Genomic DNA, 22,885 nt, shown 5'->3' with positions numbered 1-22,885 from the left:
CCCAGGTTCGTTGGACGACAACTCGCGCTCGGTAGTGCCAAGCTGCAATGTAAATTGTCATTTCACAGCCTTCCCGCGCTCGTCCCGTGGTAGGATTGTCACGCCGCGCGGCCCCTTATCGGCCGCCTCGGCGGCCTGCCCACGCAACTCATTGACCAGCACGCGGATGAAACCCAGTTCGCCGCCAATCTTGTCGGGATCAGTTCCATCGACCACATTCGATAGAAACTGAAGACTCGTCGCGACGATGAGTTTATGCCTTGCTCTGCTCAAAAGGACATTGAGACGCTGAGGATTACTGAGAAATCCTAACGCCGGTCTGCCGACCATCGCGTTGTTGCGCACAAGGCTCGCCAGGACGACATCCGCCTCACTGCCCTGAAAACTATCGCTTGTGTAGACGAAACGCCCGTCGCCTCGTGGCGAAACGAAACCACCTAGGCGCCCATCGAGGGTTACCCGAGAGTTCAGAAGGCGCTCAAGTAGTTTGACTTGCCCAGTATATGTTGCCAACACAACGAGACTCGGCGGCTTGTCTTTGGGAGCCGCTTCCGGACGCACACCCAAGAGCGCGTCGACCAAGGCCGCCGCCTCGGCGGGGTTCGACAACTCCTTCCTATTGCGTTTTTCGAAGGACCGAAGACGAGTTGTGCTCAGTGGGGGAAGATCCAGCACGACGAGCGGCGAGGTTGGAAAACCGCCGTGTGATCCAACTGTTGCTGTTCTCTCTTTCACTCGAGCGGATGGAACGAGTTTGCCGCCGTAGAATGTGTGGGAAACGGCTTGGCAGATTGCTGGATGCATTCGGCTCTGCTCCAACAGCGTCTTCGCAATTGGGCTCGGGCGGCCGGTCTCGATCTCACGCTCCTCTTCGCGCTCTGCAATGGAGCGAAAAGGTTCCTCCATGCGGGTAGCGGCCGCCAACACATCGATCAATAAAGAGTTGCTTTCCCTTAATATTTTTAGAGTTGCATCGACCTCTGGAGGTAGATCCGGAATAGATAGTAAGCGCTCAGCTCCATCTTTCAGCAGTTCCTCAGCGCGAAATGGTTCAAAGAATTTTTTTCTTTCGGCGACTTCGAACGGTGATAGTTGTCGATGATCACCAATCATCACGCGTCGGTTGCCGAGCAAAAGCGATCCAATCAGCTCGGTGCCGTTAGCGCGTGCGGCTTCCTCAACAAATACCCAGTCGAATTGCTCGCCATCCGCGATCATGTCTTCGACAAAAGGCGATGACGTTGTCGCTAAGGTTACGTCGGCTGAGCGCAGCAGCAAATTATCAGTATCGCGCAGGACCCGCTCCGAGACGGCTCGCTCGGTCTCGTCTGTCGGTTTTAATGCAACCCGGATTTCATGGAAGGAATTGATGAGTGCGCCAGATATATTTGGATGTGATATTGTCTCAAGTACGTTGCGAGAGTTCTGTCTTAGCAGCGTTGCATCAGTATCTACATCAGACTTTTGCACGCGCACTACGATTTTTCCGAGAGGTGCTAGTTCCTTCTTCAGCTCATGTTCCATTGCAATAAGTGTCTCATGGTTTTGAGACGATACTAAAATACGAGCACTTGGAGTTTGTAGTAGAATGCTCTTGAGTAGTTGCGCAACAAGATAGGTCTTTCCAACTCCTGGCGGTCCGACAACCACGCTGATCGATTTACCAGCTGTAATGGCCTCCCAGGCGTCCTTCTTCGAGTCATCGAGCCCCTTGGGCGGATCGCCGGGAGCCGCAACCGACCGCAGTGCGTCATCGATCGCTACTGTTGTGGGGTCGTCGAGCGCTCTTAGAAGCTCGACGTTTGCCCTCGCTGCGACGACGTTCTGCAGCCGGCGCCGGATCGCGCCTTCGGTGCCCGCTTCGGTGCGGGGTCGCAGGAATAGGTCTTGCTCAGGCAGAAGGGGTTCATTCGACCTGAACGCATAGGCAATACGCCCATTAACTTCTGAGATTTTCTCCAAAGCAAGCTCTGGAAGCCTCTCCCTTGGCCGACCGAGCGTGTCACTGGCCGAGACAGTCCAGTCTGGACGACCCTCATCGTGATTCATCTCCCGGTCGAGAGCGATGCCTAGCGGTGGCAGCTTCAACCGCTTCCGTTGTGCGTCCCGCACCTCGTCGCCGCGGGGGGCAATCCACACAAGATCGGATTGATCCCGAGGAGGCGTCAACACCTCGACTGGGAAGGTCCGAAACTGCTGCCTCAGGAGAGAGAAGGCTTCCAGCAGGATCAGCGCGTGCCACGACGGCGGGTCGTCGAACGTAGCTGCTGCCACTGGCTTCTGGCGCAGGCTAGACCACAATAGAGCGCCATTGCCGAGCCTTCGGACGCGCTCGCCCGCGGCGCCACGGTTCCTCGCCAAATGGATGCGTCGCTTGATCTCGAATGCGTCCGCGATTGCGTCGTGTGGTTGACGCTTCGCGCCACGCGTGATCACGCCAATCCGATCTTCGACCATCTCGACTCTGTACGTCGCAAGATCTGTCACAAGGCGGATCGTGCGCGCGTCAATGATACCTGCGCGAGTGTCGGGTCCGAGCAGGTCGTCCGCGACGAAACGCATGACCGCTTCCGTGTCGTCTGCTGGGATTGCACCTGAGGCTAACGATGGAAGGTCACTCCGCAGGATGTCCTGACGCGCATAAAGTACGAGCTCCCCTTCTACGTTCGTGCCTAATTGGCCAAGCTCTTCAATGACTTCAGCCAAATCCTCCAAAGCTATGTGGCTATCGTAGAGCTGAAAATGTGGTGGGTCAGTCATTCTAGCCAGCATGCGACGCTCGATGCTCGTCAAAACAGGTTCGTCCGGCTGCGCTATACCAAGGGTCGAGCGGATCACCTTAGCCAAGTCGGCCAGATCCTGACGGAACGAAACAGCTTTGGACGATCGAAGAGACATCTCGGATGGAGTCAAGCCTTCGGCGGAGATATGCACGCAGGCCTCGTAACCGCCTAGTCTGTAGGTCGGTACCTGTTCGTCACCAGCGAAGATCGCAAACTCGTCGATGGCACCGTGTACAATGCCTGCATCATGACAATAGGTGAGACCCTCGACAACCCGAGATATGTTTCGCCAAAAATCACGACGACCACTGTTTGTCATGCATGACTGGCGCCTCGCCAGGGTTGTGCGTGGCAATCCTAGCAGCGGAGATCCGGGATCGAGCATAACAATGCCAAGCTCATATTCGTCTTCTACAACCTCGATAATCTCAACGAGGACCTCTTTCGCTCGTCGCGACGAGAATACGCGGCGAATGCGACGCATTCCGCCATCAACAAGCTGCCGAACATCCCTATCAATGGACGTGCCAGTCTTTGTGAACAGCCTAACAAGATACTGCTCGCCAGTTTCCAAATCAGTCGCAGGATTTAGTCGTGACGCAAGGGCTCCGCCAGCGGCTCGTAGAGAGTCATCAGAGAACTTGAAGCGATCGCCCAGATTTCGTAGAGAAGGCTTGCGAGAGCGGTGCTTCACGAGATTGATCCTCGATCTTGCTCAGCGGACTGCCGATCTTGCCTGTCGGCAACGGCCGCGCTAATTCGAACATACCCGGAACGGCCTCCGGGTAAAGGCGATCGTGCACTTCTATCCCCGGGTCCAAGCAAATCCGGTGTGATATAATTTTTCAAAGGTATAACCAAGTAGGCTTGGGCATGAGACGCACGAAGGCGACCTTTCAGCCTTGGTGGCTGGTGCCGTGGGGTGAAATCGCCAAATGGCGTGCACCTGAGCCGCGGGAGCGGGCTGTGCTCATCACCTGCTGGCCACTGCCTTCCCCGGCCGGGACGGGCTCGCCGCGCAGGCCCTGACCGCCCTGGTGCGCCGGATCGATGAAGGGGGCAGCTTACGGTTCCGGGTCGAAGGCGCGCCCGCCGAGGTCGCCAGGCGTGTTCCGGTCGAGGGCCAGGACGACGGCGAGCAAATCTGGATCAGTCCGTTCGAGGTATCGCCGGATCGGATCGCGGTGTCTTTAGATTGAGGTCCACAGGCCAACCCCAGCAGCCTTCGCTCAGTCAGCGGAAGACATCGCACTCATAGCGCTCGGTCAGTTCGCGCCAGATGGTCGGGTCACTCGTGAGCTTGGTGAGTAGCGCACCGATCTGCGTGTTGAGGCTGCCGGGCACGCCAGCATTGAGACGCCAGAACCCGGACCGCGCGACGACTTCACGACCGGATGCCGTATGATGGACGTCGCCTTTACGCGCCAATCCCGTAGGCTCAATGCCGAGCAGACGCGTGATCTCATCCGGATCGAGGCCGTCGCCGAAGATACGTAGAGCGACCGTGACACGAGCAAGCTCAGGCATGTTGCCGGTTATGGCGCAGCCATAAAGGTTCGCAAAACACCTAACTCGGAATGTATGTGCTGCACGTCGCGGGACCGTTCGTTATTCCAGCCGCTTATAAGGGCGTGCCGCAGTGAACACTGCTATGGCCCGCCAATTACGTCTGCTAGGGTTGGAATGACTAACGGACGGCGCTGTGCGCGGCCAAGCGCGGCGGGCGGGACCGGGTGGCGACGATCAGTTCCGCCCTGGAGACGGAGACAGTCGGCCGACCGCACCCTCGCTTTTCTGTCTTCTTAGATGAGCGGATAGGGCCCCTCGAACAGGTCGCCGAGGGCCCGCCGGCGCCGATAAGTCAGACGCCGGCGGCGCAGGTGCTCGGGCCGATCGTGGATCAGATGACAGCGCTGGCACCAGGCTGCGAGATCACGGTCGCCGTTGAGGCTGGTGTCGTGCTCGCGGTGGCACGTCGCTAGAACTGGCATCGTTAGCCGAGCGGTGGCCAGCACCGCGAGGCCGGGCTCTCGACGCAAGGTGCGGCCGCGGCCGGAGCGCCAGTGCCCGGCCGCGGCATCGTACCAGGTTCCCCCGTCGAGGCAGACGATCAACTCACCGTGCGGGCGCCCACAGGCCTCGCAGCGCCCGCCGGCGCGGCCGAAGCGGATCACCGCCGAGAGCTGCGGCCAGTCGATCGGGTAGAATTGGCGGTGTTCGGGGCGGATCGGCACAGTGCGGCGACGCTACCACGGCCGAGTTAAGGGCGAATCCCCCCTTCTGGCCATGTTCTGATGTAAATTTCCTCTCCGGGTCCGGAGCGAGAGGAGAGCCGGGGCTTTGCGAGCCTAGCCGTCCTTCGAGAGAGACGGCGGCGCTCGAGGTGAGGTGAGCTATTACGAAGTCCGCGCCAGTGTCGCGAATGATCACCGCTACGCGCACGCTGCGCACCCATAAGAACGGCGACATCGCCTATCTCGACGGTGAGGTGGGCGGGCGCCCGATCCGTATCCAGACCCGCGCGGGGGGATCCCTTGTGCCGCCGCATTGACGGGACTGCGCTCGTGCCCGTCAGCGAGAAAGCCGATGCGCTGCTCACGGGCTGTTGCAGGCGGCTGTCGCCGGGGACGAGGTGCGCGCCGCTCTCCTCGCGCGCAAGCGCGCCGAGGCGCCTGAGCAGCTGGAGGCGATCATGGCCGAGCTGACAAAGGATTGCTCGGCCGAGTACTCTCGCGGGGATCACTCCGCTTGTGCGGTCGTGGCGGGTGGCCCCGACCGAGGATGCCGCGCGCCACATAGGCTATGCCACTGAGTCGGAGCCGGTCAGTGAGTCGGTGTCGGCAATTGGTCAGACGATGTTCTACCACCCTGATCGTAAGGTTCGCCGTCTCGTAAGAGGGGGCAAGTGATCGATGCCCCTTGAAGCCCAGCCCCTTCCTCTCTACAGCGCACCAACTCTCGCATATTAGGTCGCCATACCCTGCCGGCTGCACTAATTATTGCAAATCCCTATGACAAGTCCTATAGCCGCAAAGTATATCTGGAATTAAATGAATTATGTCGATCGTTATTTGAAATGACATCTGCTGACAATTCTGGTATTTCTTGACCCAACAACTTGAAATCGCATATTTTTACAGGAGGTACATACATCAAACTTTCAGGGTCGTTTTTAAACTTTTCTCGCAACTCCATTAGGAGACGACCGAGGACGTTGCTCCCATGGAAGTCTCCGCCTTGTCCTTTTATTGCTCCCCAGAAGTCATCTTTCCGAGAGTCCTCAACGATTGATTTGTTTTCCGTTCGAAGTAGGAGATTGCCAAATTTCATCCAGTTTTGCGCCAACTTGACACGAAGGCACCACTTCATGATGGGAACTCGTAGATTGTCCCATTGCTCGCGGCTGTCGTCTCGGTAGGGCTTGGAGCGCATCTTTGCCGTCATCGGGCTTGCCTCACCCAAGATGAGCTTTTGCACTTCGGGCAGATGTGGAAATCTGCACGCTTGATACAGGGCTTCCGAGGTTCGTACCAATACGCCAGAAATTCGGATTGGAAAGCCGGGCGCCATATTGGACAGGCCTCCAAACTCCTCCCCGGTCTTGCGGAACGAGACCACTTCGTCGGCGCGATAGGTCCGTGGATCGGCGTTGGCCATGACGGTCAGTTCGTTATCCTCGGGAGCAGAGGGTACCACGGATCGCCTGCCCACAACACCAAGGGTGCGTTGTTAGGGCAATTCCGGTATGTAGCGAATAGAGTTCCAAATCCGAATGTCCTCATTGTGGTATTTCCTAAAGGACGTTGATAAATATTTAGTAAAGGGCACATTCCGCGAATTTCAACGCCTTTTTTGAGAAATTCGTGCTCAAGTAACTCACGCCCTTGACTCGACGAAAAAAATTTGTTGGGTCCAATGCTTTTGCCTGTTCGCCATGTTTGCGGCTTTCCAAGTTGTGCGACGTACGCATTTACATCTGGATCTATACCGGGCGTCGTTGGTCTCAATACGTCTGAATGAGATGCCTTGTGAAGACCGTCTTCTATTGCGATATAGTGAGCCCAATTTAAGGTTATCTGTTTGCCCGATCGAGCGATCGCCTTGTTTAGACTCTGATTAGTAAAATAATGACCTTGTGTGTGTAGGGCAATGACTGCAATTAACAGGTCGGCCCGTTGTGGAGCTGACCCAACAATCCAGTTTTCCAGATCCATGCCGATCCGGCCTCCAGAAAACAAGCCATCGTCAAGGTAGAAATATTTATTTCCATGCCCGCAATCTTCTATGGAGAACCCGCATTCACTGTTTAATTTTTTGTCAAAAACAGTCAGAAGTTCTCTCTGGCTGTTGCCTCGCGGTTGTATATTAAGAAAATTTACTTGTCGCCAGAACGTAGGCGGATCACCGGCGGTCCATCCAGGGTGGCGAACGAGACCCTTCATGATGCCCCTGACACGAATTTTAGAAAAGTAAGTTTTTTCGAAGACATGAGCAACTTCATTTAAAATAGGTTCTTGGACGTCTTTGGAAAAATTGTTAATCCAATTTTCAACATGCTCAGGTGTCGGTGTCGGAAATGTGCCGGCTTGGTAGTCACTGATCGTCGTTGCAATCGCCCGCAGCAACCTATTGCGCTCGCTCATGCTCCCCCCTGCAGTATCCAACCACAAGATGGCGTTTGGAGAAGCCAGTGGCAACCTGAAGTCAATGAGGGACCAGAGCCAATGGTGAGACGAGGCTTTCAGGCGGGGTGGGTAGTTTGGAGAGAGGCCCCGGCCCCCGCCGCGAAAGCACGGTCATGGCCCGCCTTCTCGTCCTTGCTTGCTCGGTGACCAAGCGCCCTGATCCCGATGGCCGGCGGTCCAAGGTCGCCTTCCTCTCGGCCCATTACGGCTTTCGCGATGCGGCGACTCCGATCGCCGATTACGACGCGCGCCTAACCCGGGACCTCGCCGAGCGGATGATCGCCGGCGGCGTGACCACGCGCTGGACCCGACAACCCTTCCCGTGCCGGCCGGACACCTACGGGATCCATGCCAGGGCCGAGATCGCCGGGCTCACCCGCGACGGCGCCGAGCTGGTCGAGGAAATCGCCCTCGTCGGAGTGCGGCCCACCGCTATGATACTGGTGTCATGTCGATGTCGCGCCCGGTCGGCGGTGGACGACCCCGCTCTCTCGCAGCAACCCCGATAAGCCGTCGCGGCCTTCCACGATCAACCCTCAAGGGGTCCGCTCCGCAAGCGGGCGGCCGCTGCGGCTGCGCCTACGCGGTGATCGCGGCCGCTCCCGGCCTCCTGGGGCGCTGTCGAGCGGGGATCGCCCCCGCTCCGTCAGGAGCAAGACCCCGATGGCGACCGATCTCACCCTCGCGAACCGCTACGCCCACAGCCTCGCGGCCTCCCTGATGGTCCCGGTCACCGTCTTCCGCTCCGAGGCCGGCTACGGCGTCGTGACCTCGGACGAGTACGAGGGCGATCCGGCCGACGTCCTGACCGAGTTCGACCCCTACGAGGAGTGATCCTCGCGCCGGGCAGGGCGCTACATGCCCTGCCGCCAGCACGGCGTCGTAAGAGACCCCGTATCCGAGCTGTATGGACAGTCGATGCCAATACGCATATACAAAAATTGTATGGACGAGAGGCCGCTATGCTCAGCATCAGGGACGAGGAGGTTCGAACCCTCGCCGAAACCGTCATGAGGACGAGCGGCGCACCCAATCTCACCGCAGCTATCAAACTCGCCTTGCAGCGCGAGATCAAGCGCGCCGAACAGGCCGTGCCCTTGATCGATCGTGTGGCTGCGATCCGGGCTGCGGCCATAGCGAAGGCGGACCGGCCACCCGCCCCCCCGTTGAGCGAAGCCGAACGCGACGCCCTCTGGGCTCGCTGACGTGTTCATCGACACGTCCGCTGTCGTCGCCATCTTGGCCGACGAGCCCGAGGCGGCGAGCTTCCTCGCCTGCATCGAGGCCGCTAAGCGCCGGGAAACCGCGCCGCACGTTCGTCTGGAAGCGACGATCAACCTGGCGCGCATCCTTGGCGTTCCGGTCAGTGTCGCACAGGAGATGTACGACGCATTCCTGGCTGCGGCGGGGATCAGCGTCGTTTCGATCGGTGACGCCATCGCTCGCCGGGCCGTCGATGCCTATGATACCTATGGCAAGGGGCGGAGCCATCCGGCGCAACTCAACTTTGCCGACTGCCTGTCGTATGCGTGCGCTGCGTACTACCGCTCCCCAATCCTCTTCAAAGGCCGTGATTTCGTCCACACAGACCTCAGGATCGCACTTTGACGCCTGGTCCACGCTTCCTCGGCTCGATCGGCTACAAGCCGAGGAGATGACTGGCCGTGCCAATAGCTGTCATGGCCAGCCCACCAACGAGCACACCGATCATTAGGTACGAGAAGCCCTTGAGCATCATGGTCGGCGATCCTTCCGTCCCAAGGCAGGCGTCGAGGGAGTGTCCATGCTGCGTTGCAATAGGTTACTTAGCAAGCGCAGCATTCTAGGCATTCGTGCTCGAACGAGTAGCACCCTCGCGCCTCGCTGAAAGGTCGACCGGCCCGTCGTCAGGCCCTTTCACGGTGGCACGGGAGGGGGCGGAGCGGACACCGCGAAGCGTCCCCTGGATGCGGTCCATGACCCGGGACCGGGAAGCGGTACTCCCGAACCGTCGCTGTCAGGACGCTTCACTCGAGCCTAAGGCATAGGCGTTCCCGCGATCCGGTGGGTCTGAGCCGCAGCCCAGAGGCCTCGGTGATGGGTGGTTCTATCCGGGGCGCCCGGGACCACCGCAACGCCGGATGCCGGTTTTCTTCCCCGCCGCCTCACGGCGTCTCCTCGCGCAACAAGAAAACCGTCCCTCGCCATCCTCCGCTGACGCTGCGGCCCGCTGCGCAGGTGCGGCGCCGGTCGCCTCCGGCTCGACGAACGCCATCGAGGCCGCAGGGGCGCGGCCAAGAGCAACCGGATGAGAGGATCACGACCATGGCGACCATCGGCACCTTCACCCAGACCCAGAACGGCTTTTCCGGCGAGATCACCACCCTCACCATCCAGGCCAAGAAGGTCTCGATCCAGGCGGAGACGGAGCGCATGGCCGAGAAGGGGCCGACCCACCGGATCTACCTCGGCAAGGCCGAGATCGGCGCCGGGTGGGCCAAGCGGTCGAACGAGGGCCGGGACTACATCTCGATCAAGATCGACGACCCGAGCCTGACGGGTCCCCTCTACGCCCGCCTCTTCGCCGAGGAGGACGGCAGGACCCACTCGCTGGTCTGGACCCGCTCCAACGGCCCGAACGGCCGCCGCCAGGACTGACCCCGGCTCTCACGGCCCCGCCGATCGCGGCGGGGCCGGACCTGCGACGAAAAAGGAGCCCACTCCATGGCTTACGCGTTCGATACACTCGGATATTCTAAGGCCCTGCGCGAGGCGGGCATTCCCATCGACCACGCCGAGGCGCACGCCGCAGCGGCCCGGGAGTTCATCATGCACGAGATCGTCACGAAGGATGATCTGCGCGTCGCCCTCGAGCTTCAGACACTCCAGATCACCGTGCGTCTGGGAAGCCTCACGGCCGCTGGCTTCGTGGCGATGTTCGGCGCTCTCGCCGCTCTCATCAAGCTGACGTGACCGGCATCTCGGCCCGCGCCGCCGCGCGGGTCGTCCGCTCCGGCCGACGCCGTCCCGGCCGGGGCGTCTGCGCCGCCAATTCCCGCTGGATCTCGGCGCGCGTCGCCAGATCCTTTGGCACGTAGCCGAGCTGTACGAGCAGCACGTTCAGCCGATGGAATTGAAGCTTGTGCTCGACCTGCGCGGTCGCGTACTCGCTCTCGCACACGCCGGCGGCGGGCCCATCAGCGGTAGCCAGAGCATCGAGCCGCATCAAGGCCTTGAGATAGAGGCGATGGATTGCGCGAGTGCGCTGCTCCAGAGTCTCACCTTCGCCGCTCGTCCGATCCAAGGCCGTCCCCATCGTCTTTGCCTTCCGCAGGGGATTCCGTGCGGGTCTATTGCAATCTTAAGCAAAATTTCTTTATCGATCTGGCAACCAGGCGGCGAGTTGGCCGCCAGCGCGTGATGATGCCGCGCTCTTCACTTGCCGGCGTCGCGACCGGCCTCGGAGGTCGCGCCGGAGGGAGAGGTGGCCTGGAAGGTCACGACGGGAGATCAGGCCGGAGAGAGGCTCCGGCGCCCGTCGAGAGACCACGCCGATGGCCCGACGCCCCTCCCCCTCCCGGAAATCCCTTGCCTGCCGCACCGAGGCCGCTCCAGAGCAGCGCCCCGACGTCTACCAGCGCATCACCGACACGATCATTGCCCAGCTCGAGGAGGGCCGGGTGCCGTGGGTGCTGCCGTGGGGTGACCTGCCGGGTGCCGCCGCGGTCGGGATGCCGCGCAACGCCCAGACCGAGCGGGCGTATTCCGGCATCAACGTGATGCTGCTGTGGTCGAGCGGCATGGCCGCGGGCTACCCGACCCAGCGCTGGCTCACCTTCCGCCAGGCGCTCAGCCTCGGTGGCAACGTGCGCCGCGGCGAGAAGGGCACCCCGGTCGTCTACGCCAACCGCTTCACCCCCGAGCAGGAGCGTGCGCGGGCCGCTCAAGCTGGTGAGGAGGCGCGCTCGATCGCCTTCCTGAAGCAGTACACCGTGTTCAACGCCGCGCAGTGCGACGGGCTGCCCGAGGGCCTGTACGTGCCGCCCCCGCCGCCGCGCGAGGACCTGATCGAGCCGCGCTTCCGCGCCCTGATGGATGGCACCGGCCTCACCATCCATCTTGGCGGGCAACGGGCGTTCTACCGCCCGGCCGACGACGTGATCGTGCTGCCGCCGCCGCAGTCCTTCTTCGAGCCGGTGAACTTCCACCGGACCGCGGCCCATGAGATGAGCCACGCGAGCGGCCACCCTTCCCGGCTCGCCCGCGACTTCACCGGCCGCTTCGGCAGCGAGGGCTACGCGCGCGAGGAGCTAGTGGCGGAGATCTCGGCGGCCTACGTCTGCGCCAGCCTCGGCATCGTGCCAACGGTGCGCCACGCCGACTACATCGCGAGCTGGCTCGAGGTGCTGCGCTCGGATCCCCGCGCGATCGTGCAGGCGGCGGGGATGGCCAGCCGCTCCGCGGACTGGCTGCTCGGCCACCTCCCGCCCGCGCTCGCCCTGGACGGCGCCGGCGGGCCGGACGAGGGCGACGAGACCGCCCCGGACCTGCGGGCGGCGGCGTGATGCGCTTCAAGCCCTGGCCGCGACCGACGCCGTTCGAGGACACGCTGCGCAAGCGCGCGGCGTACCGGCGCAAGCAGATCCGCGAGCAGGCGGCCCTGCCCCTCTTCGCCGGGGCGATCGCCGAGCGCCAGCTCGACGTCGACGAGGAGATGGTCCGGCGCACCGGACAGTGGGAGCGCCAGCAGCAGGAGACGCGCCAGCAGCGGGCCGAGGGCTGGCGCAAGATGCGCGAGCGCCTGTTCAAGAACCCTGCGCCCCGTCGGCTGGTGATCCGTGCCTTGTGGCGGGTCTGCCCGTACCCGGCCGATCCGAGCTACCTCGGAACGCTGCTGCACGAGATCGCCACCGGGCGGATCGACCCGGAGCGGCCCCCCTGGGGCGGGCGACACACGCTCACCCCCCGGACGACCCCGGACCCGAAGAGCTTTGCCGAGGCGTTCCGGCAGATCGGCCAGCGCACGGTCGGCGGCGGGCCGAAGACGACGGGAGCCGACGAGCGCCTGTTCTGCGGCAATCTCGGCTCGGGGATCCTGTTCCTGACCTCGCGCGTGCGACTGATCGAGCCGAACGAGAGCTTCTACACCTCCTCGAACCACCGCCTGTCGGGCAGCCACGTCGGCCGCGGCGGGCATTGGGTCGACCTCGAGGTGCGCGGCAATTGCTCGGATGCGGACCTCGCCCTGATCCGTCGCCTCGCTGAAGCCACGGAGGATCGTCCTGTAGAGGTGAGGCGGGCGTGACCGCTCCGCGCCATGCGTCGCGGCCGACGGTCAAATCCCAATCAGCTTGACCGTGCCAGGGTCTGCTCCCGACCCCACTCGGACATCCTAGTGGTGCTCGCGCAATCCACGCTGCTGACCCAAAGCGGTTCCGCGTTAGCGATGTAGGAATGTCCGGTCGCAAGGGATTTCCCGACATTTGAATTCCTGACACGCTACACTGACACCTGCCGTGCGTCGTGATCCTGGATTGAAGGCATCAGCCGCCCCAAACTGACAGTGTAAGGAAAACGGTCGTTTTTCTTACATGTAGCCCCGAGCGGCGGAAGACCGCTCGGAGTGGCAACCGGTCCTTGGTATTCCATCCGGAAGCCAACGTTCCGCATCCAAGCCGACCCAGTCACTATTGTGAGGAGCAGGCATCCCGAAAGCGGCTGTTCGGTGCGCTCACAGGCACCGAACAGCCGCTGATCTGTGGCAAAACCTCAGGCCCCCATGGTCATGACGGAGCCGCCGTCGACCCTGAGGAACTCGCCGGTGATGAAGCTGGCGTGTTCCGAGCAGAGGAACGTAACCGCGGCGGCGACCTCTTCCGCCCGGCCACGGCGCTTGGCGACGATGCCGGGGCGTTCCTCGTCCAGCGTCAGCTGGATTGCCTCGTCGAACGAGACTCCCTTCTCTTTCGCCTTCTTCTCCATCTGCGCGTCAGTCATTGGCGTGGCGATGAACGCCGGGCCGACCGCATTCACGAGCACGCCATCCGGCCCGTAGGCCTTGGACAATCCCTTCGCAAGGTTCAGGACCCCGGCCTTGGCAGCAGCGTACGGCAGCTCCTCAACGTAGGGCTGCACCGCGTCCTCCGAGGAAAAAAGCACGACGCGGCCCCAGCCCACCTTGCGCATGTGTGGGATGAACGCCCTGGTCGCGCGCACCCCAGCCATGAGGTCGGTCTGCAATGCCTCCAGCCAGTCGTCGTCGGTGAGGTCGAGAAAGTCTCCCGACGCCCCGGTGATGCCGGCGGCACAGACGAGGATGGTCGGCTTGTCGTCGAAGGCCATGTTAGCGAAGGCGGCGAGCACCTCGATCCCCTTGGCTCCAGTGAGATCCGCCTCGACGGCGCGAACCTGACCCAGTGCCGCCAGCTCTGCGGCGGTGGCCTGCAATTCGGGACCTTCCTTGTCGGTTAGGACGACGTGGACGCCCTCACGCAGCAGATGCTCGGCAGTCGAGCGACCCATCCCCGACTTGGCGCCCGTGACGACAGCGACTCGCCCCTTGATGCCGAGATCCATGGATACCTCCTTGGGAATGCAGTGTGAGGTCAACCGGCATCAAGCGCCGGGGCTCGGCTCAGTCGAACCGGACGCGGGAGGGCTTCAGGTGCTGCGAGCTTGGTCCGGATGACGGCCCTCGGCGAACTCCTCGACGATCTTCGCGCAGAACGCTGGCAGGTCGTTGGGGTTACGGCTCGTGACAAGCCCCTTGTCGACGACCACCTCCGCGTCGACCCACTCCCCGCCCGCGTTGCGGATGTCGGTCTTCACCGTCGGGAAAGAGGTGAGCTTGCGCCCCTTCACGACGTCAGCCTCCACCAAGGTCCAGGGCCCGTGGCAGATGACCCCGACCGGCTTGGCCTGCTGGAAGAAGTCCCGCACGAAGGCGATCACGGCCTCGCTGCCTCGGAGCTTGTCGGCGCCGACGCTGCCACCGGGGATGACGAGTCCGTCGAAGGACGAGGCGGACACGACATCGATGACCTTGTCGACCGGATACTTCCCAGCGGGTTCGAGGTCGTTGTTGACCGTCTCCGCCTCGCCGGCCTCAAGCCCGATCACCGTGACGGTCGCGCCGGCCGCAACAAGCGCGTCACGGGGTTTGGTGAACTCCGGCTCCTCCGTGCCCCGGGGGGCGATCAGGATAGCGACGGTCTTTCCTTGAAGCGTCATGGGTCGTTCCTCTTCATGTGAAGGCGTGAATGGGCGGCGTCAGGCCGGGATGCCTTCGGGTGAGGCGGTGTTCTCGGCGGTCACGCCGTTCTCCCGGTGCCGGAAATCGCTCAGCGCCCGGTAGACCTGGAGCCGCGCCCGCATCACCGAACCGAGCGGACGGTGTTCCGAGAGGCTGTGCGCCGGCCGAAAGGTCATCATCTCGTCGAAGTAGCGTACCCGCTCGGGAGAGTAGGCGTCCTGCCGAGGCAGGCGGATCGTCGCCACCGTGCGGTAGGGACTGACCGTGACCGGCCAATCGACCGAGGCGTCTTCGATGGGCTGGCGCTCGGCGTCCGCCCACAACTGCGCCTTCAGTTCGTAGACCGCATCGTTGCCGCCGAAGTAGTCCACGGCCGCATGGCGGAAGCCGTCCTCGTCCTGGTGCGGGTCGAGGCGCCATTCGGCCAAGTCGTGCTGCGCCGGCGATGCCGGCACCGCGCCGAGCTTGGCCACGTAGTCGCCGAACCGCATCGGAGCTTGGCTGAAGTAGCTGTCGGCGAGAGGATGGCTGTAGGGATGGCCGAGAAAGTCGGCCATGGCGCTCTCCGTGCCGAAGGCATGCAGCACACGGTTGAGGTTGCGCGCGGTGGCGGCGACCGCACTCTTGACGCCCTCGGGCAGCCCGGTTGCCTTGCCGATGACCGTACCGTCGCGCAGGAACCCAGCTGCCGTCCCGGACGGGAAGGTCGTACCGGTGGCGAGCACGAAATCCTGCGTGTCGACGTCGTGGCCGGGTAGCTTGTCGCCGGGCACGCCGAAGACCTTAATCGACATACCGCGGTGCGTGGAGACCCGGTCACCGAGCGTCTCGCCCGGGCCCTGGGCGAAGCGCACGGCCACCTTGTGTGTACCCGGTCTGGCGAACAGTCCTTGCGCGAGCTCCGAGGGCAAGCCCTCGGAGACGGTCATTTCCCCTATGACGCAAGCGGAGCTCTTGGCGTGGCTGGCGCGCACCGCGTGATGCTCGCGCTTCTCCACCGTCTGCGACTGCTGGGTCATGCCCTTGATGATGCCGTCGATGGTCTCCTGCTCGTCAGGGGTAGGCCGCTCGATGTCGGGGGCATAGCGAAGGTAGGTCATTCCAGTCTCTCCCGTGCGCCGCGGCTATCGGAAGAGCCGAACGCAATTCGTTCCTGTCCCGCCTCGGTAGTCGCGGGACTCCAAGCCAAGGCGCACTGACCTCGGGACGAGGATCCTGGCAACGCGTCGCTCCTAAGATCGTTCACGGGCTATTGAGTCGGGCGCAACCCGGAACGTCGATCACTCCGGTCAGTTTTGTCCCCAGACGAACGAAGGACGACAGACCTTGCCAGCACCCGTCCGCTACAGCCCCGACGTCGAAGCCCTGAGGCCCGACGAGGACCGAACCATCGAGCAGCTCAATGAAACCTTCGACGGTATCCTGGAGACGGTCGCGAACGACTCCGGCCATGCCGTTCGCTCGGTCCACGCCAAGTCTCACGGCATCCTGGAGGGCACGCTGACAATCGACGCCGGGCTGCCGCCCGAACTCGCGCAGGGCCTTTTCGCGACGCCGGGCGAACACAAGGTCTACATGCGGATGTCGACCAACGCGGGCGACATCCTGCCGGATGCCGTTTCACTTCCCCGCGGTCTCGCCCTGAAGGTCCTGGACGTGGCTGGCGAGCGCCTGCCTGACGCTAAGGGAACGAGCCAGGATTTCGTCATGGTCAACGGCCCCGTCTTCCAGGCGCCGAACGCCGAGAAATTCCTGGGCAGCCTAAAGCTGCTCGCGGGGACTACGAACCGCGTCGAGGGTCTGAAGGTCGCCGCCTCCACTGTGCTGCGCGGGGTGAACAAGGCGCTCACGGCGGTGGGCATCGAGAGTCCCACCCTGGGGTCGCTCGGCGGCGCGCCGAATGTCGATCCGCTCGGCGAGACCTACTATAGCGTCACCCCGTTCCGATACGGCGACCACATTGCCAAGTTCTCGGTCGCTCCCGTCGCCCCGGCGCTTATAGCGCTGACAGGGACAGAGATCGACGCCTCCGGCCGCCCGGACGCCATTCGCGAGACCGTGCAGTCCGAGATGGCCGGCATCGAGGGAGTCTGGGAGTTCCGGGTGCAGCTATGCCGCGACCTCGAACGCCAGCCGGTGGAGGATCCGACGGTGCAGTGGGACGAGGAGGAGGCACCGTTCCAGCGGGTTGCCACCATCACCGTGCGACCTCAGGACAGCTGGGACGCGGCTCGGGTCGACGCCGTAGATGAGCGCATGCGGTTTGCGGTCTGGACCGGGCTCGCGGCGCATCAGCCGCTCGGCAACATCAACCGTGCCCGCAACGCGCCATACAGGCACTCGGCCGATTTCCGGCAGCGCTTCAACGGCTGCCCGATCCATGAGCCGGCCGGCCGCTGAGGGAGACGGTGATGCGAGGCCTCAAGACGTTCGCCGCGCTCGCGGCGCTCACCATGATGACGATGGCGCGGTCCGGGCGGAAGGACCGGTGAAGACGCAGTTGAAGCCGTTCAACGTCACCATCCGAGTCTTCGACCCGACGAAGGGTATCGAGGGCGGCCAGGATTACGTGCTGCCGGTCGACAGCCCGGACGCGGAGCATGCTATCGCCTCGACGACGGCCAATGCGGCCTCATTCACGAAGAAGACGGATGGCGGCAAAGCGCTTCCGGTCGCCTTCACGTGCATCAAGGTCGAGTCGCGCTGAACGAGGTCCGCATGTCATCGAAAGATGACAAGACGCTCGTCAGAGCCTGTTTCGCAGCACCTGTGCCGTCCGAAGCGGATGGGTAGGAAACCACCCGTTTGGGCCCTAGGTGATTGTCCACCACGCGGCCGAAAGCTAGACGTTCTGAGGGTCAGAAGGGGTCGAGAGCGGCGGTTCGGCCCGTGGCTGCCCTGGTCTGCTCCCAGGACGCCTTATGGTGACGCTGGTTCAAGCGACGCGTGCCAATTGCCCGAGGACGCCCTTTTGAATTCCTGACATGCAAACCTAACGGGTTGAAGTGGCTAAAAAACCGTCGTTTTTCTTACAGGTGCTCTGAGCTCGACTTTGTCCGATCGGCCAGTGCCTGTTGACGGTCTCCTCCGGCGAGGCTGGACGCGCCGAGGGGGTTTTGTACTCTCACCTCGTCGATGGGACATGGCGAAAGTCCCCGTTGGACCTGCCAAGTAGTCACTCACCGAGGAACATCCTCGTTACCGTAACAACTCGGCTTTACCTTCAGACGCCATAGGACGCAGGATGCGTACGGATCCTGGCTCACGGATGCGGGCCCTACACAGGTAACGGGGCGCGATTGGCCAAAGTCGAGCTGAGCAGCAGAGGACCACTGGGGGTGGGAAGCTGCTGTCAGGGGCGTTCATCAAAGGTCCACCCGTAGCGAACCGGCGGTGCGGGTCTTCATCAGCATGCCCAAAGTGGACCAGCTTCCCGCGCTCATGTCTGCATGCCCGACTGTGCATGGGGTGAATGCGATCCTTGTGATCGTCCAGCAGCTCTGATGGACGGGATCCGAGGTCTAGGTCGCCATAAGGCCGCGCTGCGGCGCGGTGATCGTGCAAACGACACCCGTTGCCGGATAGCTCAGATCCACCTCTCCATCGAAGCTGCCGGCAAGGCCACGCCCGATCAGCCGGGTCCCGAACCCGGTCCGCTTGGGCGCCACTACCGGCGGCCCGCCGGCCTCGCTCCACCGCAACATGACCGACGCGTCGTCGCCCTCACCGCTGAGGGTCCAGCAGATCGTGACCCGACCGTCCGCGGTAGACAACGCGCCATACTTGGCGGCGTTGGTCGCCAGCTCGTGCAGCATCAGCGACAGCGACAGCGCTGCCCTGGAACCGACCATCACGGTCGGACCATCGAGGACGAACCGGTCGGGGCAATCGCGGTGGATGTCGAGTGCGCTCTCAATCACGCTCCTCAGAGGGGCTTTCGAGAGGGAGCCGCCGAGCAGGAGATCATGCGACTTACCCAGGGCGATCAGCCGGTTGGCCAGCACATTTCGGGCGGTATCCAGATCGGCGGCGCCGCGCATCGTCTGCGTGGCGATGGACTGCACCATCGCCAGCATATTTTTCATGCGGTGGCTCAGCTCATGGTTGAGCAGCCGCTGCTGGGCCTCCGCCTCGACGCGCGCGATGGCCGTCCGGGTGCGGTCAACGACGTTACGCACGAAGGCAATGTCCTCGTGTGCCCACGTCCCTGGCTCGGCCCGCAACCCGTAGAATAGGGCCACGAACCGCCCGTGCTCCAGCACCGGCAGGTTGAGGATGCCACGCGCATTGATCGCAGCCAGGGCGTCGGCGTCCTGCGCTGTCCGGGGGTCGCTGCTGGCATCGCCGATGACGACGTCGCGGCCCGCTTTCAAGTCTTCGATGTACGAGCCGTAATCGCGGAAGCGGTGCAGCCCGGCAATGTCAGTCAGTCCCGGCGCGGTCCACTCCTGGGAAACCAGGATCGTCTCCTCGTCAGGGTCAACCTGCCCATAGCCTGCGTGGCTCAGCCTGAGAGTGCGCCCCATGATCTCGGCGGCGATCCGGCTGATCTCCCCCTGATCCGCCACGTCGCGCAACCGGTCGCCGATTTCGGTCGTCGCCGCGCGGCGCGCCTCGGCCCTCTTGCGCTCCGAGATCTCCAGGAAAAGCGCGATGAACCTCCGGTCGTCCTGCTTGCTTGCCCGCACCTCGAATGTCCGGTGCAACTTGGGAACGTGGATCTCGAAATTCTCGGGCTGGCCGCTCTCCACCACGCGCGCGTAGGTGTCGATCAGCCACTGCGGGATATCCGGTACGAGATCGCGCATTGTCCGGCCGGCGCTGTCGGCCGGCAGCCCCGTCAGGCCGGCGAAGGCTGGGTTCACCTTGAGGAACCGGAAGTCTACAGCCCGGCCGCCCGCATCGCACACCAGTTCGGCGCTGAGGAAGCCCTCCTGCATGCCGGTGAACAGGCTGCGCCAGCGCCCCTCGCTCACCGCAAGGCGGCCTTCGAAAGCCTTCTGGTCGGTGATGTCGCGGGAGATGGAAAGGATCTTCTCTGGCCGCCCGTTCGCGCCCAGGATAGGCGTAACCTGCACGTCCCACCATTTCGGCGTGCCGAGGTAGGTATCGGCTGCCCCCTGGAAGTGGCCGACCTCGCCGGCTTTGGCCACATTGAGAGCGGCGAGGGCATTAGCATGACCTTGACCCTGCCAGAAGCTGGGCCATGGGCAGCCTTTGATATTGTTGAAGTCGCTGACCTCCATCACCCGCATGCCGCCTTCGCTCATGAAGGTCAGGCTGCCGTCGAGATCGAGCACCTTGATGCAGTCGGCGGACGACGCGAGAACGCTGTGCATGAACTCAGCGTCGGCCTGATACTTGACGGCGGCGTTGCGCTCCGCGGTGCGGTCGCTCATCGCCTTGACGAAACCTTGGTGCGTCCCGTCTGCCCCGCGCAGCGCGGTCATGTCACCGACTGCATAGAACCGGCTACCGTCCTTGCGCAGGTGCCAGCGCACGTCTTCGGCATGCCCGTCGCGGAGAACGACATTCATTTCTTCCCGCGCGCGACCGATGGCGCAATCCTCGGGCGTGAAGATCCGCTCGACGGTCTGCCCACGCATCTCCTCGGCCGACCAGCCCAGGATGCGTTCGGCCCCGACGTTCCAGTCGGTCACCCAGCCCTCGGTATCCGTGACGATGATCGCCATCTCACTGGCGCTGTTGAAGATCGCGCGCTGGCGCTCCTCACTTTCGGCCAACCGCTGCCGGTTGCGATGCACCTCAGTCACGTCGAGCTGGCTGCCGAAGCGGTAAAGAAGATGTCCATCCGCCTCGTAGACCGGCGCGATGAACAAGTTATTGATAAATGCGGTCCCGTCTTTGCGGTAATTGGTGATCTCGAGGGCGATGTCTCTGCCCTCGGCAAGCGCCGTACGTAGAGCAGTCAGCCGATCTTGCTCGGTACCCGGACCTTGCAAGAAGCGGCAGTTGCGGCCCAGGAGTTCATCCGCGCCATAGCCGCACATATCCTGGAAGGCACGGTTGGCGAAGATGATGGGTTCGTCGGGCAGATTAGGATCGGTGATGATCATCGGCAGGCCGGTCCTCTCGACTGCCGAAAACAGCACGCCGGTACCGGCGGGGGTGGACCGGCCCGGTGGGCGCAGGTTCGCTGCGTAAGAGGCTGTCGAACCGGCGTCTCGTTCGGCGCGCAACTGCCGCACCTCGGCTTCGAGTTCCGCCCGTGAGAGCCGCCCGACGTCGTCTGTCATTGGTTCGAAAGCTTACCTAGCGCTGGGTCGCGGTCATCGGGCAGATGGATAGATGATGCCCACGCGCCCGTCACGTTTGTTCCTGAGCGACGCCTGCCATTGTGTGCGGTCGTAGAACCAGAGCAGCCAGCCCCTTCCGTTCGAAGTGGGTAGGCCCCTGGCCTACTCAGCCGTACAGCCCCTCAGCCTTCATGCGCGCTAGGAGCTGATGAGCCTGATCCTGGGCCGCAGCATCACGCATCTGCTCCTCGAAGCCGTGCGCGAACATCGGCAGGAGTCTGCTTGTCGCCCGCTCCATAGCCGAGCCCTCCCATAGGATCAGTACCTCGCGGTCGGTCAGGTCCTTGAGGAAGTACCAGAGAGCCAGTATCACGCTCAGGGCCGGCCGGTTACCCCATCCGACAATGACGGCCTTCCCGATGCGCTCGACCCGGCGCAGAAGGGCGTGCTGCTTCTTTGCGACGAGATCGCCGAAAGGCTCCAAGAGGGCGGCTTGCAGGTCGGCGCGAAGCGCAGCGATATCGGCCTCAGCTTTTGCCGCCTGGTCTGGGTCGGCCGGGACAAACATGCCTGACGCGGCTGTCAGGGCGTACAGGAGATAGGCCGGGATCGCGAGTTCGACGCGCTGCCGGTCAGACAGAGTTGGCATCAGAACATCGTAGGGCTGAAAGCAAGATCAAAGCAGCGATGAACCCATAAATTACAAATCCTGCGCGACCAGATCAAGCCTTGTCCTTGGGAGCTGCTCATATGGCAAAGCCGCCCCTTGCGGAGCGGCTTGCCTTAGGCTGCCTCAGTTAGGGTTCAGAGCTTGCTCTTCACCGTGTCGGCGGCGCTCTTGATGCCCTCCTTGACATCGCCGGTGGTCTTCTGGGCCTCGCCCTTCAGCTCCTGGGCCTTACCCTCGGCCTGCAGCTTCTCGTTGCCGGTCGCGCTGCCGATGCCCTGCTTCACGTTACCGACCGCCTCGTTGGCCAGGCCCTTGATCTTGTCAGTGGTGCTGCTCATCGGGGTGCTCCTACGACTTGGAGGAAAGGGACTGCGTCAGACGCGTGGGGCGCGGCCGCGCATCAGTCCGACGACGGCCGAGATCGCGAACAGGACGATCGCCACGAAGAAAACCAGCTTGGCAGCCTCGATCGCCGTGCCGGCGATCCCGCCGAAACCGAAGAGGGCGGCGACCAGCGCCACGACCAGGAAGGTGACGGCCCAAGACATCATGAGGGGACACTCGCAGGTATGAGGAATTGCCCGTCAGCGGACCGCAAAGGGTGAGGCGAGCACCACCCGTACCTTGCGGGGCGGGGCGGCGTGCTGGGTTGCCGGCGCGGCCTCAACCGTGGCGGGCGGGGGCTCCGGAGCGGTCAGGGCGCTGACGGGCAGTCGCAGTCCGGTGTCGCCGAGGAAGATGGCCGCGCTCGGCTCCGCCGACGCAGCAGCAGCACCCACCAGGGTCAGGCACGCAGCAAACACAGCAGAGAGGAGAGCGGTCTTCATGGCAGCAATCCGAAGCTTGACTGTCTGATGTGCTAAAAACGGCCAAGCTAGGAATGGAGTTCCGGAAATTTTTATAGGTCGAGGGGTGGAACCGGACCGAACGGTACGGCCTCGCGGGGGCGTGCCGGTGCTTCGCTGCCAGCCCGTATTTTCACGTCACCCGCGTGCATCCCGTGGCCAAGCTTGAGCGTTGTAGCCCCGACACCCGCCAAGCTTGGGCGGCCAGATGCAGACCAGGACGTCCACCATGACCATCAAAGCCTTCACCGCTGCGGCGCTGCTCGCGCTCACTCTGCCGGTCGCAGTTCAGGCGCAGGGCCTTGTGCGTGGCGCCCAGGAAGGGGCCGCTGACGGCAGTGCAGCTGCCGGCCCGATCGGTGCGATCGTCGGAGGTGCTGTGGGCGCGGCGACGGGCACCGTCAACGGCATCCT

The 22,885-nt window shown here is 63.0% G+C and carries 25 protein-coding genes and 1 pseudogene; 12 read left to right on the top strand and 14 right to left on the bottom strand.

Annotated features, from left to right (window positions below):
* Positions 1 to 57 precede the first annotated feature (57 nt).
* The 3 genes from A5481_RS28470 to A5481_RS28465 form a co-directional block, all read right to left on the bottom strand.
* Positions 58 to 3,477, bottom strand: coding sequence for a DEAD/DEAH box helicase (locus tag A5481_RS28470; RefSeq protein WP_156311933.1), 3,420 nt, complete (start codon positions 3,475 to 3,477; stop codon positions 58 to 60).
* Positions 3,478 to 4,016: 539 nt separating this feature from the next.
* Positions 4,017 to 4,310 (bottom strand): DUF4279 domain-containing protein, encoded by a 294-nt coding sequence (locus A5481_RS32935; protein WP_082173226.1) that lies wholly within the window; start codon positions 4,308 to 4,310, stop codon positions 4,017 to 4,019.
* A 275-nt stretch (positions 4,311 to 4,585) separates the two neighbouring features.
* Positions 4,586 to 5,017 (bottom strand): hypothetical protein, encoded by a 432-nt coding sequence (locus A5481_RS28465; protein ID WP_048435167.1) that lies wholly within the window; start codon positions 5,015 to 5,017, stop codon positions 4,586 to 4,588.
* 188 nt (positions 5,018 to 5,205) lie between these two features.
* On the opposite strand from A5481_RS28465, the gene A5481_RS35765 reads away from it, so the two are divergent.
* Positions 5,206 to 5,334 (top strand): hypothetical protein, encoded by a 129-nt coding sequence (locus A5481_RS35765; protein WP_280946576.1) that lies wholly within the window; start codon positions 5,206 to 5,208, stop codon positions 5,332 to 5,334.
* Between the two features lie 470 nt (positions 5,335 to 5,804).
* Here the strand turns inward: A5481_RS35765 and A5481_RS32930 are convergent, their stop codons facing one another.
* Complete coding sequence (locus A5481_RS32930) at positions 5,805 to 6,440, bottom strand: NADAR family anti-phage protein (RefSeq protein WP_082173225.1); 636 nt, start codon at positions 6,438 to 6,440, stop codon at positions 5,805 to 5,807.
* Between the two features lie 5 nt (positions 6,441 to 6,445).
* A complete protein-coding gene (locus A5481_RS34285) occupies positions 6,446 to 7,426 on the bottom strand; it encodes a phosphoribosyltransferase-like anti-phage protein (protein ID WP_156311932.1) in 981 nt (326 codons plus the stop codon).
* Between the two features lie 155 nt (positions 7,427 to 7,581).
* Between A5481_RS34285 and A5481_RS28460 the strand changes: the two genes are divergently transcribed.
* The 6 genes from A5481_RS28460 to A5481_RS28440 all read left to right on the top strand — a co-directional run bounded on the left by A5481_RS28460 (position 7,582) and on the right by A5481_RS28440 (position 10,420).
* Positions 7,582 to 7,977: a hypothetical protein gene (locus tag A5481_RS28460; RefSeq protein ID WP_082173224.1), complete on the top strand. Its 396-nt coding sequence runs from the start codon at positions 7,582 to 7,584 to the stop codon at positions 7,975 to 7,977.
* Between the two features lie 154 nt (positions 7,978 to 8,131).
* The gene (locus A5481_RS34825; RefSeq protein WP_167350077.1) at positions 8,132 to 8,302 is read left to right on the top strand and encodes a hypothetical protein; all 171 of its coding nucleotides are present in this window, start codon (positions 8,132 to 8,134) and stop codon (positions 8,300 to 8,302) included.
* Positions 8,303 to 8,430: 128 nt separating this feature from the next.
* Complete coding sequence (locus A5481_RS28455; protein ID WP_048435166.1) at positions 8,431 to 8,673, top strand: type II toxin-antitoxin system VapB family antitoxin; 243 nt, start codon at positions 8,431 to 8,433, stop codon at positions 8,671 to 8,673.
* A gap of 1 nt (position 8,674) precedes the next feature.
* Positions 8,675 to 9,076 (top strand): type II toxin-antitoxin system VapC family toxin, encoded by a 402-nt coding sequence (locus A5481_RS28450; protein ID WP_048435165.1) that lies wholly within the window; start codon positions 8,675 to 8,677, stop codon positions 9,074 to 9,076.
* Positions 9,077 to 9,772: 696 nt separating this feature from the next.
* On the top strand, positions 9,773 to 10,105 hold the full coding sequence (locus A5481_RS28445) for a DUF736 domain-containing protein (protein WP_048435164.1): 333 nt from the start codon (positions 9,773 to 9,775) through the stop codon (positions 10,103 to 10,105).
* A 66-nt stretch (positions 10,106 to 10,171) separates the two neighbouring features.
* Positions 10,172 to 10,420 carry a hypothetical protein gene (locus A5481_RS28440; RefSeq protein ID WP_048435163.1) on the top strand — a complete coding sequence of 83 codons (249 nt, stop codon included), beginning with the start codon at positions 10,172 to 10,174 and terminating at the stop codon, positions 10,418 to 10,420.
* On the opposite strand, the gene A5481_RS28435 is transcribed toward A5481_RS28440, so the two are convergent.
* On the bottom strand, positions 10,407 to 10,751 hold the full coding sequence (locus tag A5481_RS28435) for a hypothetical protein (protein ID WP_156311931.1): 345 nt from the start codon (positions 10,749 to 10,751) through the stop codon (positions 10,407 to 10,409). The two genes, A5481_RS28440 and A5481_RS28435, sit on opposite strands and share 14 nt — an antisense overlap.
* Positions 10,752 to 11,001: 250 nt before the next feature.
* Here A5481_RS28435 and A5481_RS28430 point away from each other — a divergent pair, with 250 nt between their 5' ends.
* Both A5481_RS28430 and A5481_RS28425 read left to right on the top strand, forming a co-directional pair.
* Positions 11,002 to 12,012: an ArdC family protein gene (locus tag A5481_RS28430; RefSeq protein ID WP_064504455.1), complete on the top strand. Its 1,011-nt coding sequence runs from the start codon at positions 11,002 to 11,004 to the stop codon at positions 12,010 to 12,012.
* Entirely contained in the window at positions 12,012 to 12,752 is a 741-nt protein-coding gene (locus A5481_RS28425) for a hypothetical protein (protein WP_048435161.1), read from the top strand. The genes A5481_RS28430 and A5481_RS28425 overlap by 1 nt, the downstream gene beginning before the upstream one ends.
* Before the next feature lie 464 nt (positions 12,753 to 13,216).
* Here the strand turns inward: A5481_RS28425 and A5481_RS28420 are convergent, their stop codons facing one another.
* From A5481_RS28420 to A5481_RS28410, 3 genes are all read right to left on the bottom strand, one after another.
* Entirely contained in the window at positions 13,217 to 14,023 is an 807-nt protein-coding gene (locus A5481_RS28420; protein ID WP_048435160.1) for an SDR family NAD(P)-dependent oxidoreductase, read from the bottom strand.
* Positions 14,024 to 14,107: 84 nt separating this feature from the next.
* Complete coding sequence (locus tag A5481_RS28415) at positions 14,108 to 14,677, bottom strand: type 1 glutamine amidotransferase domain-containing protein (protein ID WP_048435159.1); 570 nt, start codon at positions 14,675 to 14,677, stop codon at positions 14,108 to 14,110.
* 39 nt (positions 14,678 to 14,716) lie between these two features.
* Positions 14,717 to 15,799 (bottom strand): catalase family protein, encoded by a 1,083-nt coding sequence (locus A5481_RS28410; RefSeq protein WP_048435158.1) that lies wholly within the window; start codon positions 15,797 to 15,799, stop codon positions 14,717 to 14,719.
* Between the two features lie 226 nt (positions 15,800 to 16,025).
* On the opposite strand from A5481_RS28410, the gene A5481_RS28405 reads away from it, so the two are divergent.
* The gene (locus tag A5481_RS28405) at positions 16,026 to 17,099 is read left to right on the top strand and encodes a catalase family protein (protein WP_064504454.1); all 1,074 of its coding nucleotides are present in this window, start codon (positions 16,026 to 16,028) and stop codon (positions 17,097 to 17,099) included.
* Positions 17,100 to 17,187: 88 nt separating this feature from the next.
* Positions 17,188 to 17,406, top strand: a complete 219-nt coding sequence (locus A5481_RS28400; RefSeq protein WP_064504453.1) for a hypothetical protein — start codon at positions 17,188 to 17,190, stop codon at positions 17,404 to 17,406.
* An 814-nt stretch (positions 17,407 to 18,220) separates the two neighbouring features.
* Here A5481_RS28400 and A5481_RS28395 read toward each other — a convergent pair.
* The 5 genes from A5481_RS28395 to A5481_RS28375 form a co-directional block, all read right to left on the bottom strand.
* Entirely contained in the window at positions 18,221 to 20,956 is a 2,736-nt protein-coding gene (locus tag A5481_RS28395) for a PAS domain S-box protein (RefSeq protein WP_082173213.1), read from the bottom strand.
* Between the two features lie 166 nt (positions 20,957 to 21,122).
* Positions 21,123 to 21,605 (bottom strand): hypothetical protein, encoded by a 483-nt coding sequence (locus A5481_RS28390; protein WP_048435007.1) that lies wholly within the window; start codon positions 21,603 to 21,605, stop codon positions 21,123 to 21,125.
* 155 nt (positions 21,606 to 21,760) lie between these two features.
* On the bottom strand, positions 21,761 to 21,964 hold the full coding sequence (locus A5481_RS28385) for a CsbD family protein (protein ID WP_048435008.1): 204 nt from the start codon (positions 21,962 to 21,964) through the stop codon (positions 21,761 to 21,763).
* Positions 21,965 to 22,000: 36 nt separating this feature from the next.
* Positions 22,001 to 22,177, bottom strand: coding sequence for a DUF1328 domain-containing protein (locus A5481_RS28380; protein ID WP_048435009.1), 177 nt, complete (start codon positions 22,175 to 22,177; stop codon positions 22,001 to 22,003).
* Positions 22,178 to 22,210: 33 nt separating this feature from the next.
* A complete protein-coding gene (locus tag A5481_RS28375; RefSeq protein WP_048435010.1) occupies positions 22,211 to 22,453 on the bottom strand; it encodes a hypothetical protein in 243 nt (80 codons plus the stop codon).
* 247 nt (positions 22,454 to 22,700) lie between these two features.
* On the opposite strand from A5481_RS28375, the pseudogene A5481_RS28370 reads away from it, so the two are divergent.
* Positions 22,701 to 22,885 (top strand): annotated as a pseudogene (locus tag A5481_RS28370) (DUF1236 domain-containing protein); the annotation flags it as partial.

This window comes from Methylobacterium platani (assembly GCF_001653715.1).
GTDB classification, from domain to species: Bacteria; Pseudomonadota; Alphaproteobacteria; order Rhizobiales; family Beijerinckiaceae; genus Methylobacterium; species Methylobacterium platani.
Note: the sequence above shows the minus strand (reverse complement) of the source record. Positions and strands in the feature narration are given on the sequence as shown.

What these genes read in the sequence shown, in the direction of transcription:
- A5481_RS32935 (WP_082173226.1), bottom strand. Translation starts at nt 4,310, where the DNA reads ATGCCTGAGCTTGCTCGTGTCACGGTCGCTCTACGTATCTTCGGCGAC.
- A5481_RS35765 (WP_280946576.1), top strand. Translation starts at nt 5,206, where the DNA reads ATGATCACCGCTACGCGCACGCTGCGCACCCATAAGAACGGCGACATC.
- A5481_RS32930 (WP_082173225.1), bottom strand. Translation starts at nt 6,440, where the DNA reads ATGGCCAACGCCGATCCACGGACCTATCGCGCCGACGAAGTGGTCTCG.
- A5481_RS34285 (WP_156311932.1), bottom strand. Translation starts at nt 7,426, where the DNA reads ATGAGCGAGCGCAATAGGTTGCTGCGGGCGATTGCAACGACGATCAGT.
- A5481_RS28460 (WP_082173224.1), top strand. Translation starts at nt 7,582, where the DNA reads ATGGCCCGCCTTCTCGTCCTTGCTTGCTCGGTGACCAAGCGCCCTGAT.
- A5481_RS34825 (WP_167350077.1), top strand. Translation starts at nt 8,132, where the DNA reads ATGGCGACCGATCTCACCCTCGCGAACCGCTACGCCCACAGCCTCGCG.
- A5481_RS28455 (WP_048435166.1), top strand. Translation starts at nt 8,431, where the DNA reads ATGCTCAGCATCAGGGACGAGGAGGTTCGAACCCTCGCCGAAACCGTC.
- A5481_RS28445 (WP_048435164.1), top strand. Translation starts at nt 9,773, where the DNA reads ATGGCGACCATCGGCACCTTCACCCAGACCCAGAACGGCTTTTCCGGC.
- A5481_RS28440 (WP_048435163.1), top strand. Translation starts at nt 10,172, where the DNA reads ATGGCTTACGCGTTCGATACACTCGGATATTCTAAGGCCCTGCGCGAG.
- A5481_RS28430 (WP_064504455.1), top strand. Translation starts at nt 11,002, where the DNA reads ATGGCCCGACGCCCCTCCCCCTCCCGGAAATCCCTTGCCTGCCGCACC.
- A5481_RS28425 (WP_048435161.1), top strand. Translation starts at nt 12,012, where the DNA reads ATGCGCTTCAAGCCCTGGCCGCGACCGACGCCGTTCGAGGACACGCTG.
- A5481_RS28420 (WP_048435160.1), bottom strand. Translation starts at nt 14,023, where the DNA reads ATGGATCTCGGCATCAAGGGGCGAGTCGCTGTCGTCACGGGCGCCAAG.
- A5481_RS28415 (WP_048435159.1), bottom strand. Translation starts at nt 14,677, where the DNA reads ATGACGCTTCAAGGAAAGACCGTCGCTATCCTGATCGCCCCCCGGGGC.
- A5481_RS28410 (WP_048435158.1), bottom strand. Translation starts at nt 15,799, where the DNA reads ATGACCTACCTTCGCTATGCCCCCGACATCGAGCGGCCTACCCCTGAC.
- A5481_RS28395 (WP_082173213.1), bottom strand. Translation starts at nt 20,956, where the DNA reads ATGACAGACGACGTCGGGCGGCTCTCACGGGCGGAACTCGAAGCCGAG.
- A5481_RS28390 (WP_048435007.1), bottom strand. Translation starts at nt 21,605, where the DNA reads ATGCCAACTCTGTCTGACCGGCAGCGCGTCGAACTCGCGATCCCGGCC.
- A5481_RS28385 (WP_048435008.1), bottom strand. Translation starts at nt 21,964, where the DNA reads ATGAGCAGCACCACTGACAAGATCAAGGGCCTGGCCAACGAGGCGGTC.
- A5481_RS28380 (WP_048435009.1), bottom strand. Translation starts at nt 22,177, where the DNA reads ATGATGTCTTGGGCCGTCACCTTCCTGGTCGTGGCGCTGGTCGCCGCC.
- A5481_RS28375 (WP_048435010.1), bottom strand. Translation starts at nt 22,453, where the DNA reads ATGAAGACCGCTCTCCTCTCTGCTGTGTTTGCTGCGTGCCTGACCCTG.